We start from the raw sequence: 23,077 nt of genomic DNA on the forward strand, positions 1-23,077 counted from the left end.
CGCAGGGATGGCTGGTGGGGAGGAGCGCGCCGAGCAGTCGGTGGAGCCCGTCGCAACCGGTGCCGCCTCGCGTGACGGGGTGCGCGCCGCCATCGCCGCCGCCCAGCGCGTCGTCGTCAAGATCGGCTCCAGCTCCCTGACCGGGTCGGCCGGGGGAGCGCTCGCCCTCGAGCGACTCGACGCGCTCGTCGAGGTGCTCGCTGCCGCGCGCGAAGGGGGCACCCAGGTCGTCCTCGTGTCCTCCGGGGCCATCGCGGCCGGGATCGGCCCGATGGGTCTCGAGACCCGGCCCAAGGACCTCGCCACCCAGCAGGCCGCAGCGAGCGTCGGGCAGGGCCTGCTCGTCGCCGCCTACCAGGCCGCCTTCCGGCGTCACGGCCTGACCGTCGGCCAGGTCCTCATGACCGTCGACGACGTCACCCGCCGGACGCACTACACGAACGCCCGCCGCACCCTCTCGCGTCTGCTCGACCTCGGCATCGTGCCGATCGTCAACGAGAACGACACCGTGGCCACGCACGAGATCCGGTTCGGCGACAACGACCGGCTCGCGGCGCTCATCGCCCACCTCGTCCACGCCGACGCCCTCATCCTGCTCACCGACGTGGACGCGCTGTACACCGACCACCCGGGCAGGCCCGGGGCGGAGCGGATCGACCTCATCCAGGACCAGGCCGAGTTGGAGCGGGTGCGCATCGGCGGCACCGGTTCCCGAGTCGGCAGCGGCGGGATGGTCACCAAGGTCGAGGCCGCCCGGATCGCCAACGCCGCCGGCATCCCCGCCGTCCTCACCTCCGCCGATCGCGCGGCCGAGGCGCTGGCCGGGGAGACGGTCGGCACCGTCTTCCTCCCGCGCCGTCGCCCCCGCCCGTCCCGCACCCTGTGGCTCGCCCACGCGACAACCCCCAAGGGGCAGGTCGTCGTCGACGGGGGAGCGGTGCGTGCCCTCGTCGAGCGAGGCACCTCCCTGCTCGCCGCCGGCGTCACCGGTGTGACGGGCACCTTCCACGAGGGCGACCCCGTCGACGTGGTGGGCCCGGACGGGGCGGTCGTCGCCCGCGGTCTCGTCAACTACTCGGCGCGGGCCATCCCGCGCCTGGCCGGCCGGTCGACGGCGGAGCTCTCGGAGGAACTCGGCTCGGGCTTCGAGCGCGAGGTCATCCACCGCGACGACCTCGTCATCCTCTGAGGCTTCGCCTCCGCCCTGCCTGAGCCCTCGTGCGTGGGGCCCCCGTCGCCGGTCCGCTCGGGCCCGTCAGCGGACCTGCTCGACCTCGAACTGCAGGCGCGGGTTGGCGATGGCGTCCTGGGACTGGATGAGCTGGAGCTCGCGGCGACCCGACTCGTGCGTCGTCGTCAGCAGGTCGAAGACCGACGAGACCGTGCGCGCGAGTGCGACGTCCAGCCGACTGGTCTCCAGCAGATGCGCGGTGAAGAGGGCCGCCGTCACGTCGCCGGAACCGTTCGCCTTCATCGGCAGGCGGGGCGTGCGCACGATCCATGCCTCATCGCCGTCGGCGGCGAGCATCTCGATGGTCCCCTCGGGTGCGTCGGGGCGCAGGACACTCGTGACGAGGACCGTGCGCGGACCGAGGTCGCGGGCCCGGTCCACGGACTCCAGGGTCTCCTCGAGCGTGTGCGGCTCGGTGCCGGTGAGGAAGCCGAGCTCGAACTGGTTGGGCGTGATGACGTCGGCGCGGGGGACGACCTTCTCGCGCAGGAGGACCGGGATGGCGGGGTGCACGAAGCAGCCGCTCGTCGCGTTGCCCATGACGGGGTCGCAGGCGTAGATCGCGTCGGGGTTGGCGGCCTTGACGCGGGCCACGGCGTCGAGGATGACGTCGCCGATCTCCTCGCCGCCCTGATAGCCCGAGAGCACGGCATCGACCTCGGGGAAGGCCTCGCGCTCCTCGACGCCGGTGATGACGTCGCGGACGTCGTCGGCGGCCAGCAGGGGGCCACGCCACGCGCCGTAGCCGGTGTGGTTGGAGAAGTTGACCGTGTGCACCGGCCACACCTCGACACCGAGACGCTGCAGCGGGAAGACGGCCGCGCTGTTGCCGACGTGCCCGTACGCGACCGAGGACTGAATGGAGAGGATCGTCGTCACGCCGGCCATCCTCCCACCGACCCCGACGCGTCCACGGTCCGGGCGGGGGACTGTCGCATCGGGTCGCCGACCTACGCTGATCCCATGGCCGTCAGCACAGCCCCGATCACCCCCGCTTCCATCGAGCTCGTCGCGGAGCTCGCCGGGCGCGCACGCGTCGCGGCCCGCCGCCTCGCGCTGCTCTCGCGGGCCGACAAGGACACCGCGCTGCGTGCTCTGGCCGACGCCGTGGACGCGGCCACCGACGAGGTCGTCGCCGCCAACCGCGAGGACATCGACCGGGGCCGGGCCGAGGGGATGACCGAGAACCTCGTCGACCGCCTCACCCTGACTCCGCAGCGCGTCGCGGCGGTGGCGCAGGCACTGCGGGACATCGCCGCCCTGCCCGACCCCGTGGGGGAGGTCGTGCGCGGTTCGACCCTCGCCAACGGCCTGCAGATCCGCCAGGTGCGGGTGCCCATGGGCGTCGTCGGCATGATCTATGAGGCGCGCCCCAACGTCACGGTCGACGCGGCCGGTCTCGGCCTCAAGAGCGGCAACGCCGTCATCCTGCGCGGCGGCTCCGCGGCCGCCTCGACCAACCGGACCCTCGTCGGCGTCCTTCGCGCGGCCCTCGAGCAGCAGGGGCTGCCCGCGGACGCCGTGGGCCTGCTGGATGGGGACCGCGACGCGGTCCGCGCGCTGATGACGGCCCGCGGGAAGGTCGACCTGCTCATCCCGCGCGGGGGAGCGGGCCTCATCGAGACCGTCGTGACCCAGTCGACCGTGCCCGTCATCGAGACGGGCGTCGGCAACTGCCACGTCTACGTCGATGCCGCGGCCGACCTCGACAAGGCGCTCGCGATCACCCTCAACTCCAAGACGCACCGCCCCAGCGTCTGCAACTCCGCGGAGAGCTTGCTCGTGCACGCGGACGTGGCGACCACCTTCCTGCCGCGCGCGCTGCGCGCCCTGGCCGACGCCGGGGTCGTGCTGCACGTCGACGACGAGGTCGCGGACATCGCGCGCGACGCCGGGGTCGAGACGGTGCCCGCGACGGCGGAGGACTGGGACACCGAGTTCCTCACGCTCGACATGAGCGTGGCCGTCGTCGACGACCTCGACGCGGCCATCGAGCACGTGCGCGTCCACGGCACCGGGCACACCGAGGCCGTCGTCACCGAGGATCGCGCGGCCGCGCGTCGCTGGGTGAACGAGATCGATGCCGCCGCCGTGCTCGTCAACGCCTCCACCCGGTTCACCGACGGCGGCGAGTTCGGCTTCGGTGCGGAGATCGGCATCTCGACGCAGAAACTGCACGCCCGCGGCCCCATGGCCCTGCCCGAGCTGACGACGACGAAGTGGGTCGTCGAGGGCGACGGCCAGATCCGCTCCTGACCCGAGTTTGGGACATCAGGTGTCCCTTTCTGGGCGTGAAGGGGGCCTCGCACCCGAGTTTGGGACATCAGGTGTCCCTTTCTGGGCGTGAAGGGGCCTCGCACCCGAGTTTGGGACATCAGGTGTCCCTTTTTGGGTGTGAAGGGGGCGTCGCACCCGAGTTTGGGACATCAGGTGTCCTTTTCTGGGCGTGAAGGGGGCCTCACACCCGAGTTTGGGACATCAGGTGTCCCTTTCTGGGCGTGAAGGGGGCCTCACACCCGAGTTTGGGACATCAGGTGTCCTTTTCTGGGCGTGAAGGGGGCCTCACACCCGAGTTTGGGACATCAGGTGTCCCTTTCTGGGTGTGAAGGGGGCATCGCACCCGGGTTTGGGACATCAGGTGTCCCTTCCTCGAGGGGGGCCGGCCGGAAAGGCAGTGGAGCCCCCTCGGCGGCTGGTGCCACCGAGGGGGCTCTCGACTGTGCGCAGTTGGCGGTCGCTTATCGACCCCACGACGAGGTGGTGCCGGTGGCCGTCTCCCGACGGTCGGCAGGCAACTGCAGTGGACCAAGCAGCCTCGGAGTTCCCCGCGTCTCGCCTACGGCAACCCGTCGAAGTGACGGGCCGTTGTCGACTGCTGATGGGCAGCCGCGAACTCCGTTATCCCCTTGATCCCCTCCAGGACGACCTGGTCCGGCAGGGCCGGAGAGCAGGTCCCCCGTGGAGGCGTGTCCACCTGTGTAGCGGGCGATTCGGGCGTGTCGCAAGTCGGCTGGCGGGGCAGATTTTCGGGCCATCGCGATGCACAGGCTTGTCCACAGCAACGTCCGCTCTCGTCCGGACTTGTGCACACCCCTGTGCACGGACCCGGTGGACAACCGTCGCCCAACGGTCACCCCAACGCGCGGTAGGCTTCGGGGCATGTCGACGACGTTCATTCGCCTTGCCGAAGAGGTCCCGGTCCTCGAGGAGAACCACCTCCCGTTCCCGCCGGTTGTCTTCGCGGTCATTGCCCTGCTCGCCTTCGCTTTCGCGCTGGCCGTGCTGTGGAGCTTCCGCAACACCGCGCAGAAGGTGCCGGCCCCGGGCAGCCGCGCCCGCGCCGCCCAGGGCGACGGTCACGGATCGGGTCACCACTGACCCGACTGGGGGTCATGGGTGGCACCTTCGACCCCATCCACCACGGTCACCTCGTGGCCGCCAGTGAGGTCCAGGCGCGCTTCGATCTCGACGAGGTCGTCTTCGTGCCCACGGGTGAGCCGTGGCAGAAGGCGGACAAGCAGGTCAGTCCGGCCGAGCACCGCTACCTGATGACCGTCATCGCGACCGCGTCCAACCCGCGGTTCACGGTCAGTCGCGTCGACATCGAGCGCGACGGGCCGACGTACACGATCGACACGCTGCGCGATCTGCACGCCGAGCGCCCGGACGCGGAGCTCTTCTTCATCACCGGCGCCGACGCGCTCGCGCAGATCCTCTCGTGGAAGGACGCGGACGAGCTCTTCGACCTGGCCCACTTCATCGGGGTCACGCGGCCCGGGCACGTGCTCAGCGACAAGGGGCTGCCCGAGGACCGGGTGACCCTCCAGGAGGTGCCCGCCATGGCGATCAGCTCCACCGACTGCCGGGCGCGCGTGTCCGACGGTGAGCCGGTCTGGTACCTCGTGCCCGACGGCGTCGTCCAATACATCAACAAGTACGGCCTCTACACGCCGAGCAATGGGCTCGGCGCGCAGGCCGAAGGGGAGTAACCCAATGGCTGCAACGCCGAACGCCGTCGAGCTCGCGAAGATCGCGGGCCTCGCCGCTGAGGACAAGATCGCGTCCTCGATCACCGCCCTGGACGTCTCCGGGCAGCTCGCCCTCACGGACGTCTTCGTCATCGTCTCCGCGCCGACGGAGCGCCAGGTCGGCGCCATCGTCGACGAGATCGAGGACAAGCTGCGCGAGCGGGGCAACAAGCCGCTGCGCCGCGAAGGGGAGCGTGAGGGCCGCTGGGTCCTCATCGACTTCGGCGACATCGTCGTGCACGTCCAACACGACGAGGAGAAGGAGTTCTACGAGCTCGAGCGGCTCTGGAAGGACTGCCCCGTCATCGACCTCGGGCTGGCCACCGGCCCCGCCGGGGCTCCCAGCGCTCAGGGCGCCACGGACAGCGTCGCCGACGAGTCGTGAGCGGCGGCGAGGCCTCGAGCGCCGAGCCCGTGGCTCCCGCGGGGCCGCGCCGGCTCATCGTGCTGCGGCACGGCCAGACCGACCACAACGCGAAGGGGATCTGGCAGGGCCAGCTCGACAGTGACCTGTCGGAGCGCGGCCACGCCCAGGCGCGCGCCGCGGCGAGGGCGCTCGCGGAGATCGGACCGACGCGCGTCGTCGCCTCGGACCTCAAGCGGGCCGCGCACACCGGCGCCGACCTCGCCCGCGAGTGCGGCATCCCCATCACGTACGACGCTCGACTGCGCGAGATGCACGTCGGGGAGTGGTCGGGGCTGACGAGCGACGAGGTCGCCGAGCGCTACCCCGAGGACGCCGAGCGTCTTCTGCGGGGCGAGGACTTCCGCCGCGGCGGACACGGCGAGAGCGTCGCCGACGTGGCCCTGCGGGTGCGCGAGCTGACCGGTGAGGTCATCGCTGGCATGGCGCCGGGGGAGTGCGTGGTGCTCGCGTGCCACGGCGTGACCGCCCGTGCTCTTGTCGCCGACCTCATCGGGCTCGACCAGCAGGTCGCGTGGACCATCCTCGGCGGCTTCGGCAACTGCCACTGGGCCGAGCTCGTCGAGGGTTCGCGCGGGTGGCGGATCCAGACCTGGAACGCGTCCGCACCCGACGCGCCCTAGCGCCGGAGCCTCCAGCGGTCGCCGATCGCCCCGCGCGGGAGCCGATTTGGTGAATCGGGGGTGGTCATGGGTAAACTTCCGCAGTCCCCTTCGGGGGGCGTCCCGCACTAGGGGCTGTAGCGCAGTTGGTAGCGCACCTCCATGGCATGGAGGGGGTCAGGGGTTCGAATCCCCTCAGCTCCACCAGTGCACGAAGGGCCAGACGAGATTCTCGTCTGGCCCTTCGTCCGTCCCGGGGCGTTCGGCCTGCCCGCGCTCAGGCCGCGCCACGCTCCAACCGGAGCAGCGACTCCTTCGCGTCGAGGCCGCCGACGTACCCACCGAGGCTGCCGTCGGCCCGCACGACTCGGTGGCAGGGCACGATGACGGGCAGGGGATTCGTCGCGCAGGCCGACCCCACGGCACGGACCGCGCGCGGGTTCCCGACGAGCGCGGCGACCTCCGCGTACGACTCGGTGCTCCCGTAGGCGATGGCGCGCAGGTGCTCCCGGACGGTCGCCCGGAAGCCGCTGGAGAGCGACTGGTCCAACGGCAGATCGAAGGCGGTCCGCCGGCCCGCGAAGTACTCGTCCAGTTCGGCGACGGCCACGTCGAGCCGCCCCGGGGAGACCACGATGCGCGGGCTGAGCCGCTCCGCGAGCGCCGTCAGCACGGCGTCGAAGCCCTCCCGCTCGAAGGCGACCCGGACCAGGCCCCGGGGCGTCGCCGCAAGGAGCAGCGCGCCCACGGGGGTGTCGACCGTCCGATAGGCGACGTCGACGAGGCCGTCGGCGTCCGCCTTCGCCGCGAGCCGCTCGTGCAGAGCGGCGAGCTCGATCGCGTTGGGGGACAGGGCCGTTCGCAGGCCGCCGTCCTCGTCAGCGTTGAGCATGCCGTCGGGGTGGGTCGGTCCGGTCATCGTGCTCGTCCTCTCTCGGGGGCGCCGTGCGTGCGGCGCAGGCTGGCGATGCCGTCGGCGGCGGCGCGACGCACGGCGTCGGGGGTGCCGCCGATGAGCGTCGCGGTCTCGGTGTGGGGGAGGCCGCCGAGGTAGTGGTACGCCACGGCAAGCCGTTGGCGCTCGGGCAGCGCGGCGACGGCGGACCACAGGTCGTGCTCGCCGGCACCGGGCAGCCCCGTCGTCGACGCCTCCTCGGGGATGACATCCGTCGGCTGCGCGCGACGTTGGCTCGAGCGCGTCACGTCGATGGCCTTGCGGTGCGCGACGGTGACGAGCCACGCCTCGACGTTGGTGTCGGCGTCGAGGCCCGGCCACGCCCTCAGGGCAGCGAGGAACGTCTCGGACCACGCGTCGTCGGCGTCGGGACCGACGCCGAGGACGGCGCGGCAGACCCGCAGCACGGTGGCCCCGTGCTGCTCGACGGCCCGTTCGAAGGGTTGTCTCATCTCCACACCTCGTAGACGCTCCCCACGGCCGGAACGTGAGGTCACCCGCCCATCCTTCCTCGACACCCTCGCTCCGGGCTGGCGACCGTTGAGTTCCCAGCGCCGCAGGACCATGGTGGGTCCATGAGCCAACACCACGCGTGTGTCATCGTGGGCGCCGGCCTCGCCGCTGCCCACGCCGTCGAGACCCTCCGCGCCGACGGCTGGAGCGATCCCATCGTCCTCATCGGTGAGGAGGACGAGCGACCCTACGAACGGCCCGGACTCTCCAAGGGCGTCCTCCTGGGCCAGGACGAGGCGGAGACCCTCTTCGTCCATGAGGAGCACTGGTACGCCGAGCACGACGTGACGACACGATTCGGCGAGCGCGTCGAGGGGATTGATCGTGAGGCGCGCGAGGTCGTGCTCGCCTCGGGCGAGCGGATCGCCTACGCGGCGCTCGTGCTCGCCACGGGCGCGCGCCCCCGCCTCCTGGACATCCCGGGCGCCGACCTGGCCGGGGTGCTCACCCTGCGCCGGATGGGTGACAGCGCGGCCATCGCCGCAGAGCTGGTGCCGGGACGCCGCGTCGTCCTCGTCGGCGCGGGTTGGATCGGCCTCGAGGTGGCGGCCGCCGCCCGGCTCGCCGGCGCCGACGTCACGGTCCTCGAGTACGCCGCCCAGCCGCTCCTGCGCGTCCTCGGGGATCGCCTCGCCCGGCACGTCGCGGCGATGCACCGTGCGCACGGGGTCGACCTGCGCACGGGGGTCGGTGTCACTGCCGTGGAAGGGGCGGAGGGGCACGTGACGGGTGTGCGCGTCGGCGATGGCGTGGGTGGCGACGACGAGGTCGTCCCCGCCGATGTCGTCATCGTCGGCGTCGGTGCCGCCCCCGCGACCGAACTCGCCGAGGGCGCGGGACTGCCGGTCGACAACGGCATCGTCGTCGACACCCACCTGCGCACGAGCGACCCGGCCATCTGGGCCGCCGGCGACGTCGCCAACGCCCTCAACGCCACCCTCGGCCCACTGCGCGTCGAGCACTGGGACAACGCGATCCGGCAGGGCAAGCTCGTCGCCGCGTCGATCCTCGGCCGCGACGGCGGCTACGACTGGCAGCCCTATTTCTACACCGACCAGTACGAGCTGGGCATGGAGTACGTCGGGCGCGGCAGCGGCGACGACGAGGTCGTCATCCGCGGTGACCTGCGCGAAGGGGACGCCACGAGCGCCTTCATCGCCTTCTGGCAGCGGGAGGGCCGGGTCACCGCCGCGATGCAGGTCAACGTCTGGGACACCATCGACGACCTGCGTGCCCTGATCGGTCGGGTGATCCCGGCCGAGCGTCTGCGCGACGAGGCCATTGCCCTGTCCGACCTGTGACGATGCCACGCCCGAACGCCCCGCGTGCGCGGCGCTCAGCGGGCACCAAGCCGGCTCTCAGACTCCGCGGCTAGCGTGGCGAGGGTGACCACGGATCAGGAAATCGATCAAGCGAGTGCGGTGGCCCGCTTCGAGCTGGCCGAGCTCGAGGACCTCCGGCAGCGGTTCACGCAGACGATGCTCGCGTACAAGTTCGCCGTCGACGAGGTCCTGACGAAGGTCGAGATCCTCCGCCAGGAGTATCTGCACCTCCATCGGGACAACCCGATCGAGCACGTCAGCTCGAGACTGAAGTCGCCCGAGAGCATCGTGGCCAAGGCCCGCCGCAAGGGGCTGCCGCTCGATCTCGAGGTCATCCGCCGCACGGTCCTCGACATCGCCGGTGTCCGGATCACCTGCAGCTTCCCCAAGGACGTCTACACGATCCGCGACGTGCTGCTCGCCCAGTCCGACGTCACCCTCATCACGGAGCGGGACTACATCGCCTCGCCGAAACCGAACGGCTACCGCAGCCTGCACCTCATCGTCCAGGTCCCCGTCTTCCTCAGCCGGGGCCCGCAGGACGTGACGGTCGAGGTGCAGATCCGCACGATCGCCCAGGACTTCTGGGCGAGCACGGAACACAAGATCTATTACAAGTACGACCACGAGATCCCCGAGCACCTGCGGCTCGAGCTCGCCCGGGCCGCGGAGACCGCGCGCGAGCTGGACGCGCGCATGGAGGCTCTGCACCAGCAGGTGCGTGACCTCGACGGTCCTCTCCCGACGGCCGACGCCGCCCGGGGCGGGGGACTTGTCCCGACCCGGGCCGTCCTCGAGTCCTTCCTGGGCGGTCGCCCGCCCGTCGACGACGAAGGTGGACCCACACGCGACTAGCCTCGCGTCATGAACGGCATCCTGCTCGAGACCATCGGCTGGGTCGGCTCCGCGATCCTCGTCGTCTCCCTGCTCCAGACGGAGCTCTTCCGGCTGCGGGTGATCAACCTGGTGGGGTGTCTCATCCTCATCGGCTACAACGCCGTGCTCGGCGTCTGGCCCATGGTCGGCCTCAACATCGTGCTGGCCATCATCAACGTCTGGTACCTGTGGCGCTTCAGCCGCGAGCGGCACGACGCGGCCCTCTACGAGGTCATCGAGGTCGGCGGCGACGACGACTACCTGCGCCACGTCCTGCGCGTCCACGAGACCGACATCCGGCGCTACAACCCGCAGTTCGTGCACGACCCCTTCGCGCCCCAGGACGCCTACCTCGTCCTCCTCGGCAACGAGACCGTCGGCGTCGTGCTCGTGCGCGACGAAGGGGAGGGTACGGCTCAGGTGACCCTCGACTACGTCACGCCGCGCTATCGGGACCGCTCGCCGGGGGAGTTCGTCTTCGGCCCGCAGGGGCCGTTCACGGGTGAGGGGTACAGCCGCGTCCGCACGCCGGCCGGGATGGTCGGGCCGTACTACGAACGGCTGGGTTTCCGACTCGAGGGCGATCACTACGTGCGCGAGTTGCGCCCCTGACGGGGCGATCCCCGCTCGTCCGGATCGTGGTCGCGACGGCGACCTGATTGACGCGTCGTCGCGTCGATGTGCTTAGGTAAGCATTACCTAATAAAGGCTTACCTAACACAGGAGTCCGGATGTCCCGTTCGTCCCGTCCTCGTCCCCTTCGGCGACTGCAGCTCGCCGCAGCGCTCGCGGCTGCCCTCGGCCTCGCGGCCTGCTCGACCACCGGCGTCGCCGACGACGGTTCCTCGACCACCGCCACCGCCGCCAGCACCGACGCCTTCCCGGTGACCATCGAGCACGCCTTCGGCGAGACGACGATCGAGGAGCAGCCGACGCGGGTCGCCACGGTCGCCTGGGCCAACCAGGACGTCGCGGCCCAGCTCGGAGTGGTCCCGGTGGGCGTGCCGACGATCGAGTGGGGAGGCAACGACAACGGATCCACCGACTGGTTCGACGCCGCCATCGAGGGGGAGACAGCACCGACGCAGTACTCCGAGGCCGACGGCGTGAACGTCGAAGCCATCGCCAAGCTGCAGCCCGACGTGATCCTCGCCGTCTACTCCGGCCTCAGCCAGGAGGACTACGACAAGCTCTCCAAGATCGCGCCCGTCGTCGCCCAGCCCGGCGACCCCTACATCGTGCCGTGGCAGGACCTCACGACGACGATCGGGACGGCACTCGGCAAGTCCGAGCAGGCGCAGGACCTCGTGGAGGAGACCGAGGCCGCCTTCGCGGAGACCGCCGCGGCTCACCCCGAGCTCGAGGGCACGAGCGTGATCTACGGCTCGCCCGACGCGGTCAACAAGAACAACTTCTACCTCTATCTGCCCGGTGACGCCCGTGTCGACGTGCTCACCGCGCTGGGCATGACGATCCCGCCCGTCATCGAGGAGACGGCGAAGGGGACGAAGGAGTTCTTCGCGAACTACTCGACGGAGAAGGCCGACGCGCTCGAGTCCGACGTCCTCGTCACCTACTACGACGCGGCGACGAAGACGAGCAAGGAGGACATCGAGGCCGACCCGCTCCTCGGCAAGATTCCCGCCGTCGCGGCGGGGGCCATGGCCGGTACCGAGGACAAGCAGGTCGGTCTCGCGATGTCGGCCGTCTCGCCGCTGTCGCTCGACTACGCCTTCGAGCACTTCATCCCGGAGGTCGCCGCCGCGGCCAAGGCCGCCAAGGCCAACTGAGTGTCGGTGCTGGCCTCCCGACCGGCGATGGCGTTGGCCACGGGTGCCGCCGCCCTCGTGGCGGCCTGCGTCGTCTCCCTCGGCGTCGGTGCACGCCGGTTGAGCGTCTCGACGGTGTGGGCCGCGCTGGTCGACCCCGACCCGACCCTCTTCGACCACGCCGTCGTGCAGGAGCACATCCCCCGCACCCTGGTGGGTGTCCTCGTCGGGGCGGCGCTGGCCCTGGCCGGCGCCGCCCTGCAGGGGATGACGCACAACCCGCTCGCCGATCCCGGCATCCTCGGTCTCAACGCCGGCGCCACGGCCGCGGTCGTGGCTGCCATCCATCTGCTCGGGATCGGTGACATCGGCGGATACGTGTGGTTCGCCTTCGCCGGCGCCGCGCTCGCGGCCCTCGTCGTGCACCTCATCGCCTCCCTCGGCGGTGGGGGCGCCACCCCACTGACGTTGGCGTTGGCCGGGGCCGCCGTCACCGCCGGCCTGACCTCGGTGACGGGGCTCCTGCTGGTCCTCAGCAGCGAGTCCCTCGAGCTCTACCGCTTCTGGCAGCTCGGGTCGCTCGCCGGCCGCGACGGGGACCTGCTGCGGGCGACGGCACCCTTCGTCGTCGTCGGGCTGCTCATCGTCCTCGGCGGCGCCCGTGCCCTCGACGCTCTCGCTCTGGGCGACGACGTCGCCCGCGGTCTGGGTCAGCGGGTCGGCCCGACCCGCGTCGTCCTCGGCATGGGGGTCGTCCTGCTGTGCGGGGCCAGCGTCGCCCTGGCCGGTCCGATCGGCTTCGTCGGCCTCGTCGTGCCGCACGCCGCACGCCGTCTGGTGGGCCCCGACCACCGCGCCATGCTCGCGCTGTGTGCGCTCCTCGGCCCCGTGCTGCTGCTCGCGGCCGACGTCCTCGGGCGCGTCGTCATGCCGCCGGGCGAGGTCCAGGCGGGCGTCATGACGGCCCTCGTCGGGGCGCCCGTCTTCATCGCGGTCGTGCGTGGATCGCGGGTGGGCGCATGACCCGCCCGAAGGTCGCCCCGCTCGCCTGGCTAGCGGTGCTCGCCGTCGTCGTCACCTCGGTCTTCTTCGGGCGGTTCCAGGTGAGCCTCGTCGACCTCGTCGCGATGTTGCGCGGCGAGGTCATCCCGGGGGCGAGCGTCATCGTCATGGAGGGCAAGGTGCCGCGTGCGCTGCTCGGGGCGCTGGCGGGCGTCGGCTTCGGGGTTGCGGGCAGCCTCTTCCAGTCCCTGCTGCGGAATCCGCTCGCGAGCCCCGACATCATCGGCATCGCTTCGGGGGCCAGCGTCAGCGCCGTCATCGCGATCGTCGTCCTCGGGTGGCGCGGCGCGCCGGTGTCGCTCGTCGCCATGATCGGGGCCCTGGTCGTCGCCGGCCTCATGCTCGCCCTCGCCGCACGCGAGGGGCTGCACGGTAACCGCCTCGTGCTCGTCGGGATCGGCACGGCGGCGGCGCTCCAGTCCGTCATCACCTTCCTGTTCAGCCGCAGCGACCTGCGCACGGCGGCGGACGCGCTGGTGTGGACGACGGGCAGCCTCGCGCCGGCGAACTGGGAGCGGGTCGCCGTCCTCGGCGCGGCCCTCGCCGTGCTGCTACCGCTGACGGCCCTGCTGCGCCCGGCCCTGCGCGCCCTCGAACTGGGCGACGACGCGGCCGTCGGCCTGGGGCTCGCCGTGACGCGCTGGCGCGTCGGCGGGGTCGTCGTCGGGGTCCTCCTCGCCGCGGCGTGCACGGCCGCGACGGGGCCGATCTCCTTCATCGCCTTCCTCGCCGGGTCGGCCGCGCGCCGCCTCACCCGCAGCGGCACCGCCTTCGGCACGGCGGCCGCAGTGGGCGCACTGCTCGTCGTGGGTGCGGACTTCGTCGCCGCCAATGCCCTCGCCGACTCGCCCTTCCCGGTGGGCGCACTGACCGGCGCGCTCGGCGCCCCCTTCCTGCTGTGGCTGCTCGCCGCAGACGATCGCAAGGAGTCCGCATGACCCGCACACGCACGCTCGCGGCAGAGGCACTGAGCGTCTCCTTCGGCCAGCGGCCCGTCATCGACGGCCTGGACCTCGCCGTGCCGCCCGGAGAGGTGACGATCATCATCGGTGCCAACGCGAGCGGGAAATCGACGCTCCTGCGGACGATGGCACGCATCCTGCGCCCGGCCAGCGGGGCGGTGACGCTCGACGGGCGTGCCGTGCACGAGACGCCGAGCCGCGAGTTGGCGAAGGTGCTCGGCCTGCTGCCCCAGTCGCCGCTCGCTCCCGACGGCATCACCGTGCGTGACCTCGTCAGCCGGGGGCGCCACCCGCACCAGGGGTTGTTCCGCGCCGCAAGCGCGGACGACGCCGCGGCCGTCGCCCGCGCCCTCGCCGCGGCGGGGGTGACCGACCTGGCGGACCGGCCGGTCGACGCGCTGTCCGGGGGACAACGTCAGCGGGCCTGGATCGCCATGGCGCTGGCCCAGGAGCCTGAGGTTCTCCTCCTCGACGAGCCCACGACCTACCTCGACGTCGCGCACCAGATCGACGTCCTCGACTGCGTGGCCGACCTCAACGAACAGCGCGGCACGACCGTCGTCATCGTGCTGCACGAGCTCGCCCTCGCCGCCCGCTACGCCGATCACCTCGTGGCGCTCTCCCGTGGCCGGATCGTCGCCGCCGGTCCACCCCGGGACGTCCTCGACGCCGACCTCGTGCGAGAGGTCTTCGGGATCGACGCGGTCGTCGTCCCCGACCCCGTGACCGGCGCCCCGCTGGTCGTCCCCCGCAGCCGCCGACACCAGTCCCATCACCAGCCGGAGCACGCCTCGTGACCACCGCCTCGACCTACACCGTCCACCTCGCCACCGTCACGGAGGTCGAGCGGCTGAGCCCGACCTTCCTGCGGATCCGGTTCGCCGCCGACAGCTTCGCCGGGATGCGGTCGGTGCTGCCGGGTGGCGAGTCGTGGGATGCGCGCGTCAAGTTGCTGCTGCCGTCGCCGGGACATCCCGTGCCGGACCTGAGGGGCGCGGGCGATGGGTGGTACGCCGCGTGGATGGCCCTGCCCGTCCAGACGCGTGGCGTCGTCCGGACCTACACCATCGCCGACGTCATCGAGAGTGACGGGCCGACAGGGCGGCGGACCGAGGTCGACGTCATCGTCGTGGTGCACCTCGACGACGGTCTTGCGACAGGTCCGGCCGTGGCGTGGGCGGTCGCGGCCCGTCCTGGGGACGTCATCGGCCTGCTCGGGCCCGATCCGTCGGCCGGCGCGCTCGCCGACGAGGGCATCGAGTACCGCCCCTCGGGGGCGCCGAGCGTGCTCGTCGCCGCCGACGAGACCGCCGTCCCCGCAGCCCTCGGCATCGCCCGCGCGATGCCCGTCGACCAGCGGGGAGCGATCGTGCTCGAAGTCCCCGGTCCCGAGGACGAACTGCCGGTCGGTGCGCCCGCCGGTGTCGCCGTTCACTGGGTGCATCGCGGCGACTCGACGGTGGGGGAGCGCACGCGTGCCGTCGTCGACGAGCTCGTCCGTGGCCTGCTACCGCCCGCCGTCGAGTCCGCGGGAGACCGGCCGGCGCCCACCGTCGTGCCCGAGGGGGAGCTCCTCCTCGACGACGGCGTCATCTGGGAGACCGAGCGCTATCGCCAGGTCCTCGCCGGGCTGGGCGAGGCCCCGACCACAGCCCCGGCGACGACCGGGCGCGGGGAGTACTACGTCTGGGTCGCGGGGGAGTCGTCGATGGTGACCGGCATCCGCCGGCACCTCGTCCGCAATCACGGCCTCGACCGGCGCCGGATCGCCTTCATGGGCTACTGGAAGCGCGGGTCGGAGCCCGACGGACCTGCGGTAACCTGACGGGTATGGCACGGACGCTGCTCCTTCCGCAGCCGCGCTGACGAGCCCGCACCGGGCACACGTCACCGCGGCCGACCCCTCCTGAGCGAGGGGTTTTGTCATGTAGGGGCACGACCACTTGAGACGACAGGGACACACATGAGCGAGACGCCGCACCGGTACACGGCCGACCTGGCCGGCCAGATCGAGGTCGCCTGGCAGGACCGCTGGGAGAGCGAGGGCACCTTCGAGGCCCCCAACCCGGCCGGCCCCTGGGCCGAGCCCGACAAGGTCGCCGGCCTCGGTGCCAAGCTGCTCGTCCTCGACATGTTCCCCTACCCCTCGGGCGCCGGCCTGCACGTCGGCCACCCGCTGGGCTACATCGCCACGGACGTCTTCTCCCGCTACCACCGCATGCTGGGCCGCAACGTCCTGCACACCCTCGGCTACGACGCCTTCGGACTGCCCGCGGAGCAGTACGCCGTCCAGACCGGCCAGCACCCGCGCAAGACGACCGAGGAGAACATGGTCGTCATGAAGCGGCAGCTGCGCCGCCTCGGCCTCGGCTTCGACAACCGCCGCGTCTACGCGACCATCGACGAGGACTACTACCGCTGGACGCAGTGGATCTTCCTGCAGATCTGGGGCAGCTGGTACGACCCCGAGGCCGTCCGCCCGGACGGCGCGAAGGGGGCAGCCCGCCCCATCGCCGAACTTGAGGCCGCCTTCGCCTCGGGTGCCCGTCCCGTGCCCGGTCACGACGGCGCGGCCTGGGCCGATCTGACCGACGCCGAGCGCGCCGCGGTCCTCGAGGGCTTCCGCCTGGCCTACACCGACGAGGCCCCGGTCAACTGGTGCCCCGGCCTCGGCACGGTGCTCTCCAACGAGGAGGTCACCAACGAAGGTCGCTCCGAGCGCGGCAACTTCCCCGTCTTCCGCCGCAACCTGCGCCAGTGGAAGATGCGGATCACGGCCTACGCCGACCGGCTCGCCGACGACCTCGACCGCGTGGACTGGCCCGAGAAGGTCAAGATCATGCAGCGCAACTGGATCGGTCGCAGCCACGGCGCGCGGCTGACCTTCCCGGTCACGACGGCCGCCGGCGAGTCCGCCGGCATCGACGTCTTCACGACCCGACCCGACACCGTCTTCGGGGCGACCTTCATGGTCCTGGCGCCCGAGCACCCGCTGATCGACGCGCTCGTCCCGCAGGGTGAATGGCCGGAGGGCACGAAGGCGGCCTGGACCCACGGCGGGGCCACCCCGGCCGCGGCCGTCGCCGACTACCGACTCGCGGCGTCCCGCAAATCGGACGTCGAGCGTCAGATGGACGACAAGGAGAAGACCGGCGTCTTCACCGGTGCCTGGGCGACGAACCCGCTGACCGGGACGTCGATCCCCGTCTTCATCGCCGACTACGTCCTCATGGGTTACGGCACGGGCGCCATCATGGCCGTGCCCGGGCAGGACCAGCGCGACTGGGACTACGCCACCGCCTACGAGCTGCCGATCATCCGGACCGTGCAGCCGAGCGAGGGTCATCCCGACGACGAGCCCTTCGTCGGTGACGGCCCGGCGATCAACTCCGCCAACGCCGACATCGACCTCAACGGGTTGCCCGTGGCCGAGGCGAAGGCGCGCATGATCGCCCACGTCGAGGCCGCCGGTCTCGGTGAGGGGACGGTCAACTACCGCCTGCGCGACTGGCTCTTCAGCCGTCAGCGCTACTGGGGTGAGCCCTTCCCGATCATGTACGACGAGGACGGCATCGCCCACGCCGTGCCCGAGTCGGAGCTGCCGCTGACGCTGCCCGAGGTCCCGGACTACAGCCCGAAGACCTTCGCGCCCGACGACGCCGACTCCTCGCCGGAGCCGCCGTTGTCCCGCGTCCCGGAGTGGGTCAATCTGGAGGCCGACCTCGGCGACGGGCGCGGCCTGCGCCGCTTCCGCCGCGAGACCAACACGATGCCCAACTGGGCCGGATCATGCTGGTACTACCTGCGCTACATCGACCCGGCCAACGACGACGCCATCGTCGACCCGGAGAACGAGGCGTACTGGATCGGTCCGCGCGAGGAGGCGGTGGCCGGCGCCCCCGCCGGGACCCGCGACCCCGGCGGCGTCGACCTCTACATCGGCGGCGTCGAGCACGCGGTGCTGCACCTGCTGTACGCGCGCTTCTGGCACAAGATCCTCTTCGACCTGGGGCACGTCTCCTCCGAGGAGCCGTTCCGCACGTACTTCAGCCAGGGCATGATCCAGGCGCACGCCTACACCGACGCGCGCGGGCAGTACGTCCCGGCCGCCGAGGTCGAGGAGGGCGTCGGCGAGGACGGCGAGCCCACCTTCACCTGGCAGGGCGAGACCGTCCAGCGCGAGTACGGCAAGATCGGCAAGTCGCTCAAGAACTCGGTCAGCCCGGACGAGATGTACGACGCCTACGGCGCGGACACCTTCCGTGTCTACGAGATGTCGATGGGGCCGCTCGAGCAGAGCAAGCCGTGGGAGACGCGCGCCGTCGTCGGTGCGCAGCGCTTCCTCCAGCGCCTGTGGCGCAACGTCGTCGACGAGGAGACCGGTGCGATCGTCGTCGTCGACGAGGCCCCCGACGCCGCCACGACGACGCTGCTGCACAAGACGATCGCCCAGGTCCGCGAGGACTACCAGGCGCTGCGGTTCAACACCGCCATCGCGCGGCTCATCGAGCTCAACAACGCCGTGACGAAGGCGGAGCGCCCGTCGCGCGAGGTCGTCGAGGCGCTCGTCCTCATGGTCTCGCCGATCGCGCCACACCTCGCCGAGGAGCTGTGGAGTCGTCTCGGACACGAGGGTGGCATCTCCTACGTCGCCTTCCCGGTCGCCGACCCGTCCCTGGCCGTCGATGACCAGGTCACCTGCGTCATCCAGGTGAAGGGGAAGGTGCGCGACCGCGTCGAGGTGGCGGCGGACATCAGCGAGGACGAGCTGCGTGAGCTCGCCCTCGGCCGGGACAAGATTCGGCCGCTCGTCGAGGCCGGTGTCCGCACGGTGATCGTGCGGGCCCCGAAGCTCGTCAACATCGTGCCGCTCTGATCGTCGCGCCACTAGGTTGGCCAGCGTGAAGGTCGCCGTCGTCACCGATTCCACCGCCTACCTGCCCGCTGCCGCGGCGCAGGCGGCCGGGGTACGCAGCGTGCCCCTGCACGTGACGATCGGCGGTGTCGACCGCTTCGAAGGGGTCGACGTCGGTGCCGACGAGGTGGCGCAGGCGTTGCAGGCGTACACGGTCGTCAGCACGGCCCGCCCATCGCCGCAGGCCTTCCTCGACGCCTACGAGGCCGCGGTGGCGGACGGGGCCGAGGCCATCGTCTCGGTCCACATCTCCGCGGCGATGTCGAGCACCATCCAGTCGGCGCAGCTCGCCGCAGCGGAGTGTTCGGTGCCCGTCGAGGTCGTCGACAGCCGGCTGATGGCGATGGCGATGGGCTTCGCGGTGCTCGATGCCGCGGCGGCCGCCCAGCGGGGTGCCTCGCTGGAGGAGGTCGCCCGGATGACGCGGGAGGACTGCGCGGCCTCGAGCGGGATCTTCTACGTCGACACGTTGGAGTATCTGCGCCGCGGCGGTCGGATCGGCGCGGCCTCGGCCTTCCTCGGCTCGGCGCTCGCGATCAAGCCGATCCTCAGCCTCCAGGACGGTCAGATCTCGCCCCTGGAGAAGGTCCGCACGACGGGGCGCGCTCTGGCCCGGCTGGAGGAATTGGCCGTCGAGGCCGCGGCCGCGCTGCCCGCGTGGTCCGATCGCCCGCAGATTGCGGTGCACCACCTCGGCTCGCCCGAGAAGGCGGCCCAGCTCGTCGACCGGTTGGCCGCGCGGGTTCCGGACGCGGGCGAGATCCTGCTGCTCGAACTCGGGGCCGTCGTCGGCGCCCACGTCGGGCCGGGGACGCTCGCCGTCGTCGTCGCGCCGAGCCGGCGCACCGACTGACGCACCGACGACTGACGCACCGACGACTGACGCTCCACAGGCGCGTGCTCGACCGGCGCGCGGTCCACAGGAGCGGTCGGCCGGGGTGTCGTCGGGTCGGGCCTGCCTAGCGTCGTCGTCATGTCCCTACGCCGCCGTCACGAGCCCTCTCCGCGGTTGCTCGCTCTCCTCGCCGAGGGTGAGGGCGATGCCCCGGATGCGGGGAGCGACACCGGCGGGGATCTGGCCTGGGTGCCCGTGCGGGAGGAGCCGCGCGAGGTCGCTCACCCGACCGCGCGGGCGGCGCCGGACCTGTCGCCGGGGCGGCATCGGCGCCGGCGGCCCCCTTCGCCCGCAGTGTTGGCGGTGCCCGAGGTCCTACGCAACGGGCGATTCGGCGTCGCCTGGCTGGCGGCCCTCGCCCTCGCGCTCGGGGCGCTCGTCGGGGGTGGCGTCTTCGCGGCCCGGGTCGTGTGGGCGCAGGACGCGAGCCGACCGCAGCCGGTCGGCGGCGCCGAGGGCGACGGGGCCGACGGAGTGACGGAGGCCGGTGACCGGAGCCAGTTCGACGGCGTCGACGGCAGTGCGGCGAAGGGGGCCGACGCCACGGTGGGCACGGGCTCCGGTGCCATGACGTCCGGGGGGACGGCCTCGGCGGCTCAGGGCTCGGTCGTCGTGCACGTCGTCGGTCAGGTGGCCGAGCCCGGGCTCGTGACGATCCGGGCCGGTTCCCGGGTGGGTGACGCCATTGCGAAGGCGGGCGGGATCAAGGGCAAGGCGGAGCTGGCCGCGGTCAACCTCGCGCGGGTGGTCGTCGACGGCGAGCAGATCGCGGTTCCCGCGCCGGGGGAGACCGGGGCCGCGGGCGTGTCGGGTGCCTCCGCGCCGGCTGCCGGGGGAGCTGCCAGCGGTGCGGCGGGGGGCGCGGGGGCGGCCGGGACACCGGTGAACCTCAACACCGCGGACCTCGCGGCCCTCGAGACGCTGCCGGGCGTCGGCCCCGTCCTGGCTCAACACATCCTCGACTGGCGGACGGAGCACGGCGGCTTCACGAGCGTCGCCGAACTCGACGACGTCAGCGGCATCGGCGAGAAGACGTTCGCTCAGCTCGCACCGCTGTGCAGTGTCTGACCGTGGCCCGGTGACCCGATCCCGCCTGGACCTGCGGTTCATGGTGCCCGCCCTCGCGGGATGGGCCCTCACCGCGGCGACGCTCTCGTGGTCCACGGGCTCACGCGCCCTCCTCGGCGTCGGCCTCCTCGCGACGACGTCTGTCGCGGCGTTCGTCCTGGTCCGCCGGGCACGGCACGGCCGGGCCGATCCGGGACGGATGGCCTGGGTCGTCGCTGTGCTGGCCACCGGGGCCTTGTGTGCCGTCGCGTCGGCGGGTCACGACCTGGCTCGACGAGCCGGACCCGTGGACGAACTCGCGGCGGGGCACTCGAGCGTGACGGCTCGCGCGATCGTCCTGACCGAACCCATCGTCCGCACTCAGCCCGGGCGCGAGGACGCAGTGGTCATGCTGCGACTTCGGCTCACGCGTGTCGAGGCGCGGGGGAGCGTCACGAGCACGCGGGCGCCCGTCTTCGTCATGGCCGACGAGGCGTGGGCCGGACTTCACTGGCGCGACGAGATCACCGTGCGCGGGCGCCTCGCCCCGGACGATCCCGGTAGCGACACGGTGGCGACCTTCCGCGCCGCCGGTCCGCCGGAGGGTCGCGCACCACCGGGAGCGGCACGCGCCTTCGCCGAGAACATGCGTTCCGGGCTGCGTGAGGCAGTGGCCGGGCTCCCCGCCGACGCGCGGGGCCTGCTCCCCGCACTCGTCATCGGCGACACGTCGCAGACCCCGCTCGACCTCGAGGAGGACATGAGGACCACGGGGATGACGCACCTGGCAGCCGTGTCCGGGAGCAACGTGGCGGTGATCCTCGCAGCCGCCGTCCTCGCGGCTCGCGGGCTCGGGGTGCGCCGGTGGGCCAGACCGTGGTTCGCCATGGCCCTGCTCGCCTGGTTCGTCGTGCTCGCCCGACCGGAGCCGAGCGTCATCCGGGCCGCGACGATGGGGGCGATCGGTCTCATCGGATTGAGTCGCTCGCGCCGTGCGGCCGGGTTGCCCGTGCTCGCCGGGGCGATCGTCGTGCTCCTGCTCGTCGACCCGTGGCTGGCCCGCAGCTTCGGATTTGCGCTGTCGACGCTCGCGACCCTGGGGCTGCTCGTCTTCGTGCGGCCCTGGGGTGACGCCATCGCGGCGCACCTGCCGCGCCGCCTTCGCCATCTCGGCCCGGCGCTCGCCCTCCCCGTCGCAGCGCAGCTCATGTGCGCCCCCGTCGTCGTCCTGCTCCAGGGGTCGGTCAGCATCATCGGCGTCCTCGCCAACCTGCTCGCCGCGCCACTCGTGCCGCCGTCGACGGTCGCGGGGGTCGGCGTCGCCCTCGTCGCGCTCGTGTCCGACCGGGCGGCGGCGGTGCTCGCCTGGGCGGGCGGCCTGCCGACCCTCGGGATCGCCAGGATCGCCCGCACCTTCGCGGATCTGCCCGGCGGGACGCTGCCCTGGCCTGACGGCGCCGCGGGTGCGTGGCTGCTGACCGCCGTGAGTCTGCTGCTGGTCCTCGCCGGTCGCTGGCTCGGCCACCAGGTCGTGACCCGCACCGTCACGGTGTGCCTCATCGGCCTGCTGGTGGCCGGGGCTGCGGTGCCCACCCGCCCGCTGACGTGGCCGCCCGTGGGGTGGCGGGTCGTCGTCTGTGACGTGGGGCAGGGCGATGCCATCGTGCTGCGGAGTGGACCCGGACGGGCGGTGCTCGTCGACGTGGGACCCGAGCCAGGACCGGTCGACAGCTGCCTCGACGCGCTCGACGTCAGCACGCTGGACGCGATCGTGTTGAGCCACTTCCACGCGGATCACGTCCACGGTCTCGCCGGGGCGCTCGGTGGTCGAGTCGTTCGCCGCGTGCTCGTCACCCCCGTCGCCGACCCGGCCTTCCAGGCGAAGGAGGTCGCGCACCTGCTCGGCGTCGCGGGCGTGGAGGCGGACTCACTGGTCGCGGGGGACCGGCTCGCCCTCGGGGAGATGTCGGCGGACGTGTGGTGGCCCGCCCGCCGGCTGGGGGAGGGCTCGGTGCCCAACAACGCGAGTCTCGTCCTCGCGGCGAGCACCGGTGGGGCGGACGTCCTCCTGCTCGGCGACGTCGAACGCGAGGCCGCCCACGCGATCTGGCTCGAGGCCCGGCGCGATCCGCGGATGGCGGCGCGCATCGGCACCTTCGACCTGGTCAAGACGCCGCACCACGGCTCGGCGAACCTCGACGAGGACCTCATGGAGGCGGTCGCGGCGCCCGAGGCCGTCATCAGTGTCGGGGTGGACAACGACTACGGCCATCCCACCGTGAAGCACCTGGACGTGGTGCGCCGCAACGGTTCCCGGGTCTGGCGGACCGATCGCGACGGGTCGGTCGCGCTCGTCGAGACGGCCGAGGGGCTCGGCATGGTCAGCGAGAAGTGACCGAGCCACTTGCTCGGGCCAGTCACCGCCGTGGACGGCCCCCACCGACGCTGTCGGCCGGCCTGCACGGTGATGGCCGAG

At 72.1% G+C, this 23,077-nt stretch carries 21 protein-coding genes and 1 tRNA gene; 19 read left to right on the forward strand and 3 right to left on the reverse strand.

All coding sequences use genetic code 11. The annotated features are described in order from the left end of the window. Positions 1-7: 7 nt before the first annotated feature. Positions 8-1,189, forward strand: a complete 1,182-nt coding sequence (gene proB / locus ACQBAS_RS04270; RefSeq protein WP_427385148.1) for a glutamate 5-kinase — start codon at positions 8-10, stop codon at positions 1,187-1,189. A gap of 66 nt (positions 1,190-1,255) precedes the next feature. Here proB and pdxY read toward each other — a convergent pair whose 3' ends face one another. Further along, the gene (gene pdxY, locus ACQBAS_RS04275) at positions 1,256-2,110 is read right to left on the reverse strand and encodes a pyridoxal kinase PdxY (RefSeq protein ID WP_427385149.1); all 855 of its coding nucleotides are present in this window, start codon (positions 2,108-2,110) and stop codon (positions 1,256-1,258) included. A gap of 84 nt (positions 2,111-2,194) precedes the next feature. On the opposite strand from pdxY, the gene ACQBAS_RS04280 reads away from it, so the two are divergent. The 6 genes from ACQBAS_RS04280 (at position 2,195) to ACQBAS_RS04305 (ending at position 6,492) form a co-directional block, all read left to right on the forward strand. Next, the gene (locus tag ACQBAS_RS04280; RefSeq protein ID WP_427385150.1) at positions 2,195-3,487 is read left to right on the forward strand and encodes a glutamate-5-semialdehyde dehydrogenase; all 1,293 of its coding nucleotides are present in this window, start codon (positions 2,195-2,197) and stop codon (positions 3,485-3,487) included. Between the two features lie 903 nt (positions 3,488-4,390). Further along, positions 4,391-4,609: a hypothetical protein gene (locus ACQBAS_RS04285; protein ID WP_427385151.1), complete on the forward strand. Its 219-nt coding sequence runs from the start codon at positions 4,391-4,393 to the stop codon at positions 4,607-4,609. A gap of 14 nt (positions 4,610-4,623) precedes the next feature. After that, entirely contained in the window at positions 4,624-5,220 is a 597-nt protein-coding gene (gene nadD, locus ACQBAS_RS04290) for a nicotinate-nucleotide adenylyltransferase (RefSeq protein ID WP_427385152.1), read from the forward strand. A gap of 4 nt (positions 5,221-5,224) precedes the next feature. Then, positions 5,225-5,644, forward strand: coding sequence for a ribosome silencing factor (gene rsfS, locus ACQBAS_RS04295; protein ID WP_427385153.1), 420 nt, complete (start codon positions 5,225-5,227; stop codon positions 5,642-5,644). Continuing rightward, complete coding sequence (locus ACQBAS_RS04300; RefSeq protein ID WP_427385154.1) at positions 5,641-6,306, forward strand: histidine phosphatase family protein; 666 nt, start codon at positions 5,641-5,643, stop codon at positions 6,304-6,306. Before rsfS ends, ACQBAS_RS04300 begins: the two co-directional genes overlap by 4 nt. Before the next feature lie 110 nt (positions 6,307-6,416). Further along, a tRNA-Ala gene (locus ACQBAS_RS04305) sits at positions 6,417-6,492 on the forward strand. 70 nt (positions 6,493-6,562) lie between these two features. Here ACQBAS_RS04305 and ACQBAS_RS04310 read toward each other — a convergent pair. Then, positions 6,563-7,177 (reverse strand): methylated-DNA--[protein]-cysteine S-methyltransferase, encoded by a 615-nt coding sequence (locus ACQBAS_RS04310; protein WP_427385578.1) that lies wholly within the window; start codon positions 7,175-7,177, stop codon positions 6,563-6,565. 23 nt (positions 7,178-7,200) lie between these two features. Further along, positions 7,201-7,692 (reverse strand): RNA polymerase sigma factor, encoded by a 492-nt coding sequence (locus ACQBAS_RS04315; protein ID WP_427385155.1) that lies wholly within the window; start codon positions 7,690-7,692, stop codon positions 7,201-7,203. Between the two features lie 123 nt (positions 7,693-7,815). On the opposite strand from ACQBAS_RS04315, the gene ACQBAS_RS04320 reads away from it, so the two are divergent. The 12 genes from ACQBAS_RS04320 (at position 7,816) to ACQBAS_RS04375 (ending at position 22,996) form a co-directional block, all read left to right on the forward strand. After that, complete coding sequence (locus ACQBAS_RS04320) at positions 7,816-9,054, forward strand: NAD(P)/FAD-dependent oxidoreductase (RefSeq protein ID WP_427385156.1); 1,239 nt, start codon at positions 7,816-7,818, stop codon at positions 9,052-9,054. Between the two features lie 84 nt (positions 9,055-9,138). Next, positions 9,139-9,930: a GTP pyrophosphokinase gene (locus ACQBAS_RS04325; protein ID WP_427385157.1), complete on the forward strand. Its 792-nt coding sequence runs from the start codon at positions 9,139-9,141 to the stop codon at positions 9,928-9,930. Between the two features lie 9 nt (positions 9,931-9,939). Beyond that, on the forward strand, positions 9,940-10,563 hold the full coding sequence (locus ACQBAS_RS04330; RefSeq protein WP_427385158.1) for a hypothetical protein: 624 nt from the start codon (positions 9,940-9,942) through the stop codon (positions 10,561-10,563). Between the two features lie 119 nt (positions 10,564-10,682). Continuing rightward, the gene (locus tag ACQBAS_RS04335) at positions 10,683-11,741 is read left to right on the forward strand and encodes an ABC transporter substrate-binding protein (protein WP_427385159.1); all 1,059 of its coding nucleotides are present in this window, start codon (positions 10,683-10,685) and stop codon (positions 11,739-11,741) included. Next, positions 11,742-12,743, forward strand: a complete 1,002-nt coding sequence (locus tag ACQBAS_RS04340; protein WP_427385160.1) for a FecCD family ABC transporter permease — start codon at positions 11,742-11,744, stop codon at positions 12,741-12,743. Beyond that, positions 12,740-13,720, forward strand: coding sequence for a FecCD family ABC transporter permease (locus ACQBAS_RS04345; protein WP_427385161.1), 981 nt, complete (start codon positions 12,740-12,742; stop codon positions 13,718-13,720). The genes ACQBAS_RS04340 and ACQBAS_RS04345 overlap by 4 nt, the downstream gene beginning before the upstream one ends. After that, complete coding sequence (locus tag ACQBAS_RS04350) at positions 13,717-14,541, forward strand: ABC transporter ATP-binding protein (RefSeq protein WP_427385162.1); 825 nt, start codon at positions 13,717-13,719, stop codon at positions 14,539-14,541. Before ACQBAS_RS04345 ends, ACQBAS_RS04350 begins: the two co-directional genes overlap by 4 nt. After that, positions 14,538-15,569 (forward strand): siderophore-interacting protein, encoded by a 1,032-nt coding sequence (locus ACQBAS_RS04355; RefSeq protein ID WP_427385163.1) that lies wholly within the window; start codon positions 14,538-14,540, stop codon positions 15,567-15,569. Before ACQBAS_RS04350 ends, ACQBAS_RS04355 begins: the two co-directional genes overlap by 4 nt. A 138-nt stretch (positions 15,570-15,707) precedes the next feature. Then, a complete protein-coding gene (leuS, locus tag ACQBAS_RS04360) occupies positions 15,708-18,620 on the forward strand; it encodes a leucine--tRNA ligase (protein ID WP_427385164.1) in 2,913 nt (970 codons plus the stop codon). A 25-nt stretch (positions 18,621-18,645) separates the two neighbouring features. Then, entirely contained in the window at positions 18,646-19,512 is an 867-nt protein-coding gene (locus ACQBAS_RS04365; protein ID WP_427385165.1) for a DegV family protein, read from the forward strand. A 120-nt stretch (positions 19,513-19,632) separates the two neighbouring features. Next, complete coding sequence (locus tag ACQBAS_RS04370) at positions 19,633-20,622, forward strand: helix-hairpin-helix domain-containing protein (RefSeq protein ID WP_427385166.1); 990 nt, start codon at positions 19,633-19,635, stop codon at positions 20,620-20,622. 10 nt (positions 20,623-20,632) lie between these two features. Next, positions 20,633-22,996 carry a ComEC/Rec2 family competence protein gene (locus ACQBAS_RS04375; protein ID WP_427385167.1) on the forward strand — a complete coding sequence of 788 codons (2,364 nt, stop codon included), beginning with the start codon at positions 20,633-20,635 and terminating at the stop codon, positions 22,994-22,996. The last annotated feature ends 81 nt before the right edge of the window (positions 22,997-23,077 follow it).

It is taken from the genome of Janibacter zhaoxuefangae, from assembly GCF_050271985.1.
In the GTDB taxonomy this organism is placed as follows: domain Bacteria; phylum Actinomycetota; class Actinomycetes; order Actinomycetales; family Dermatophilaceae.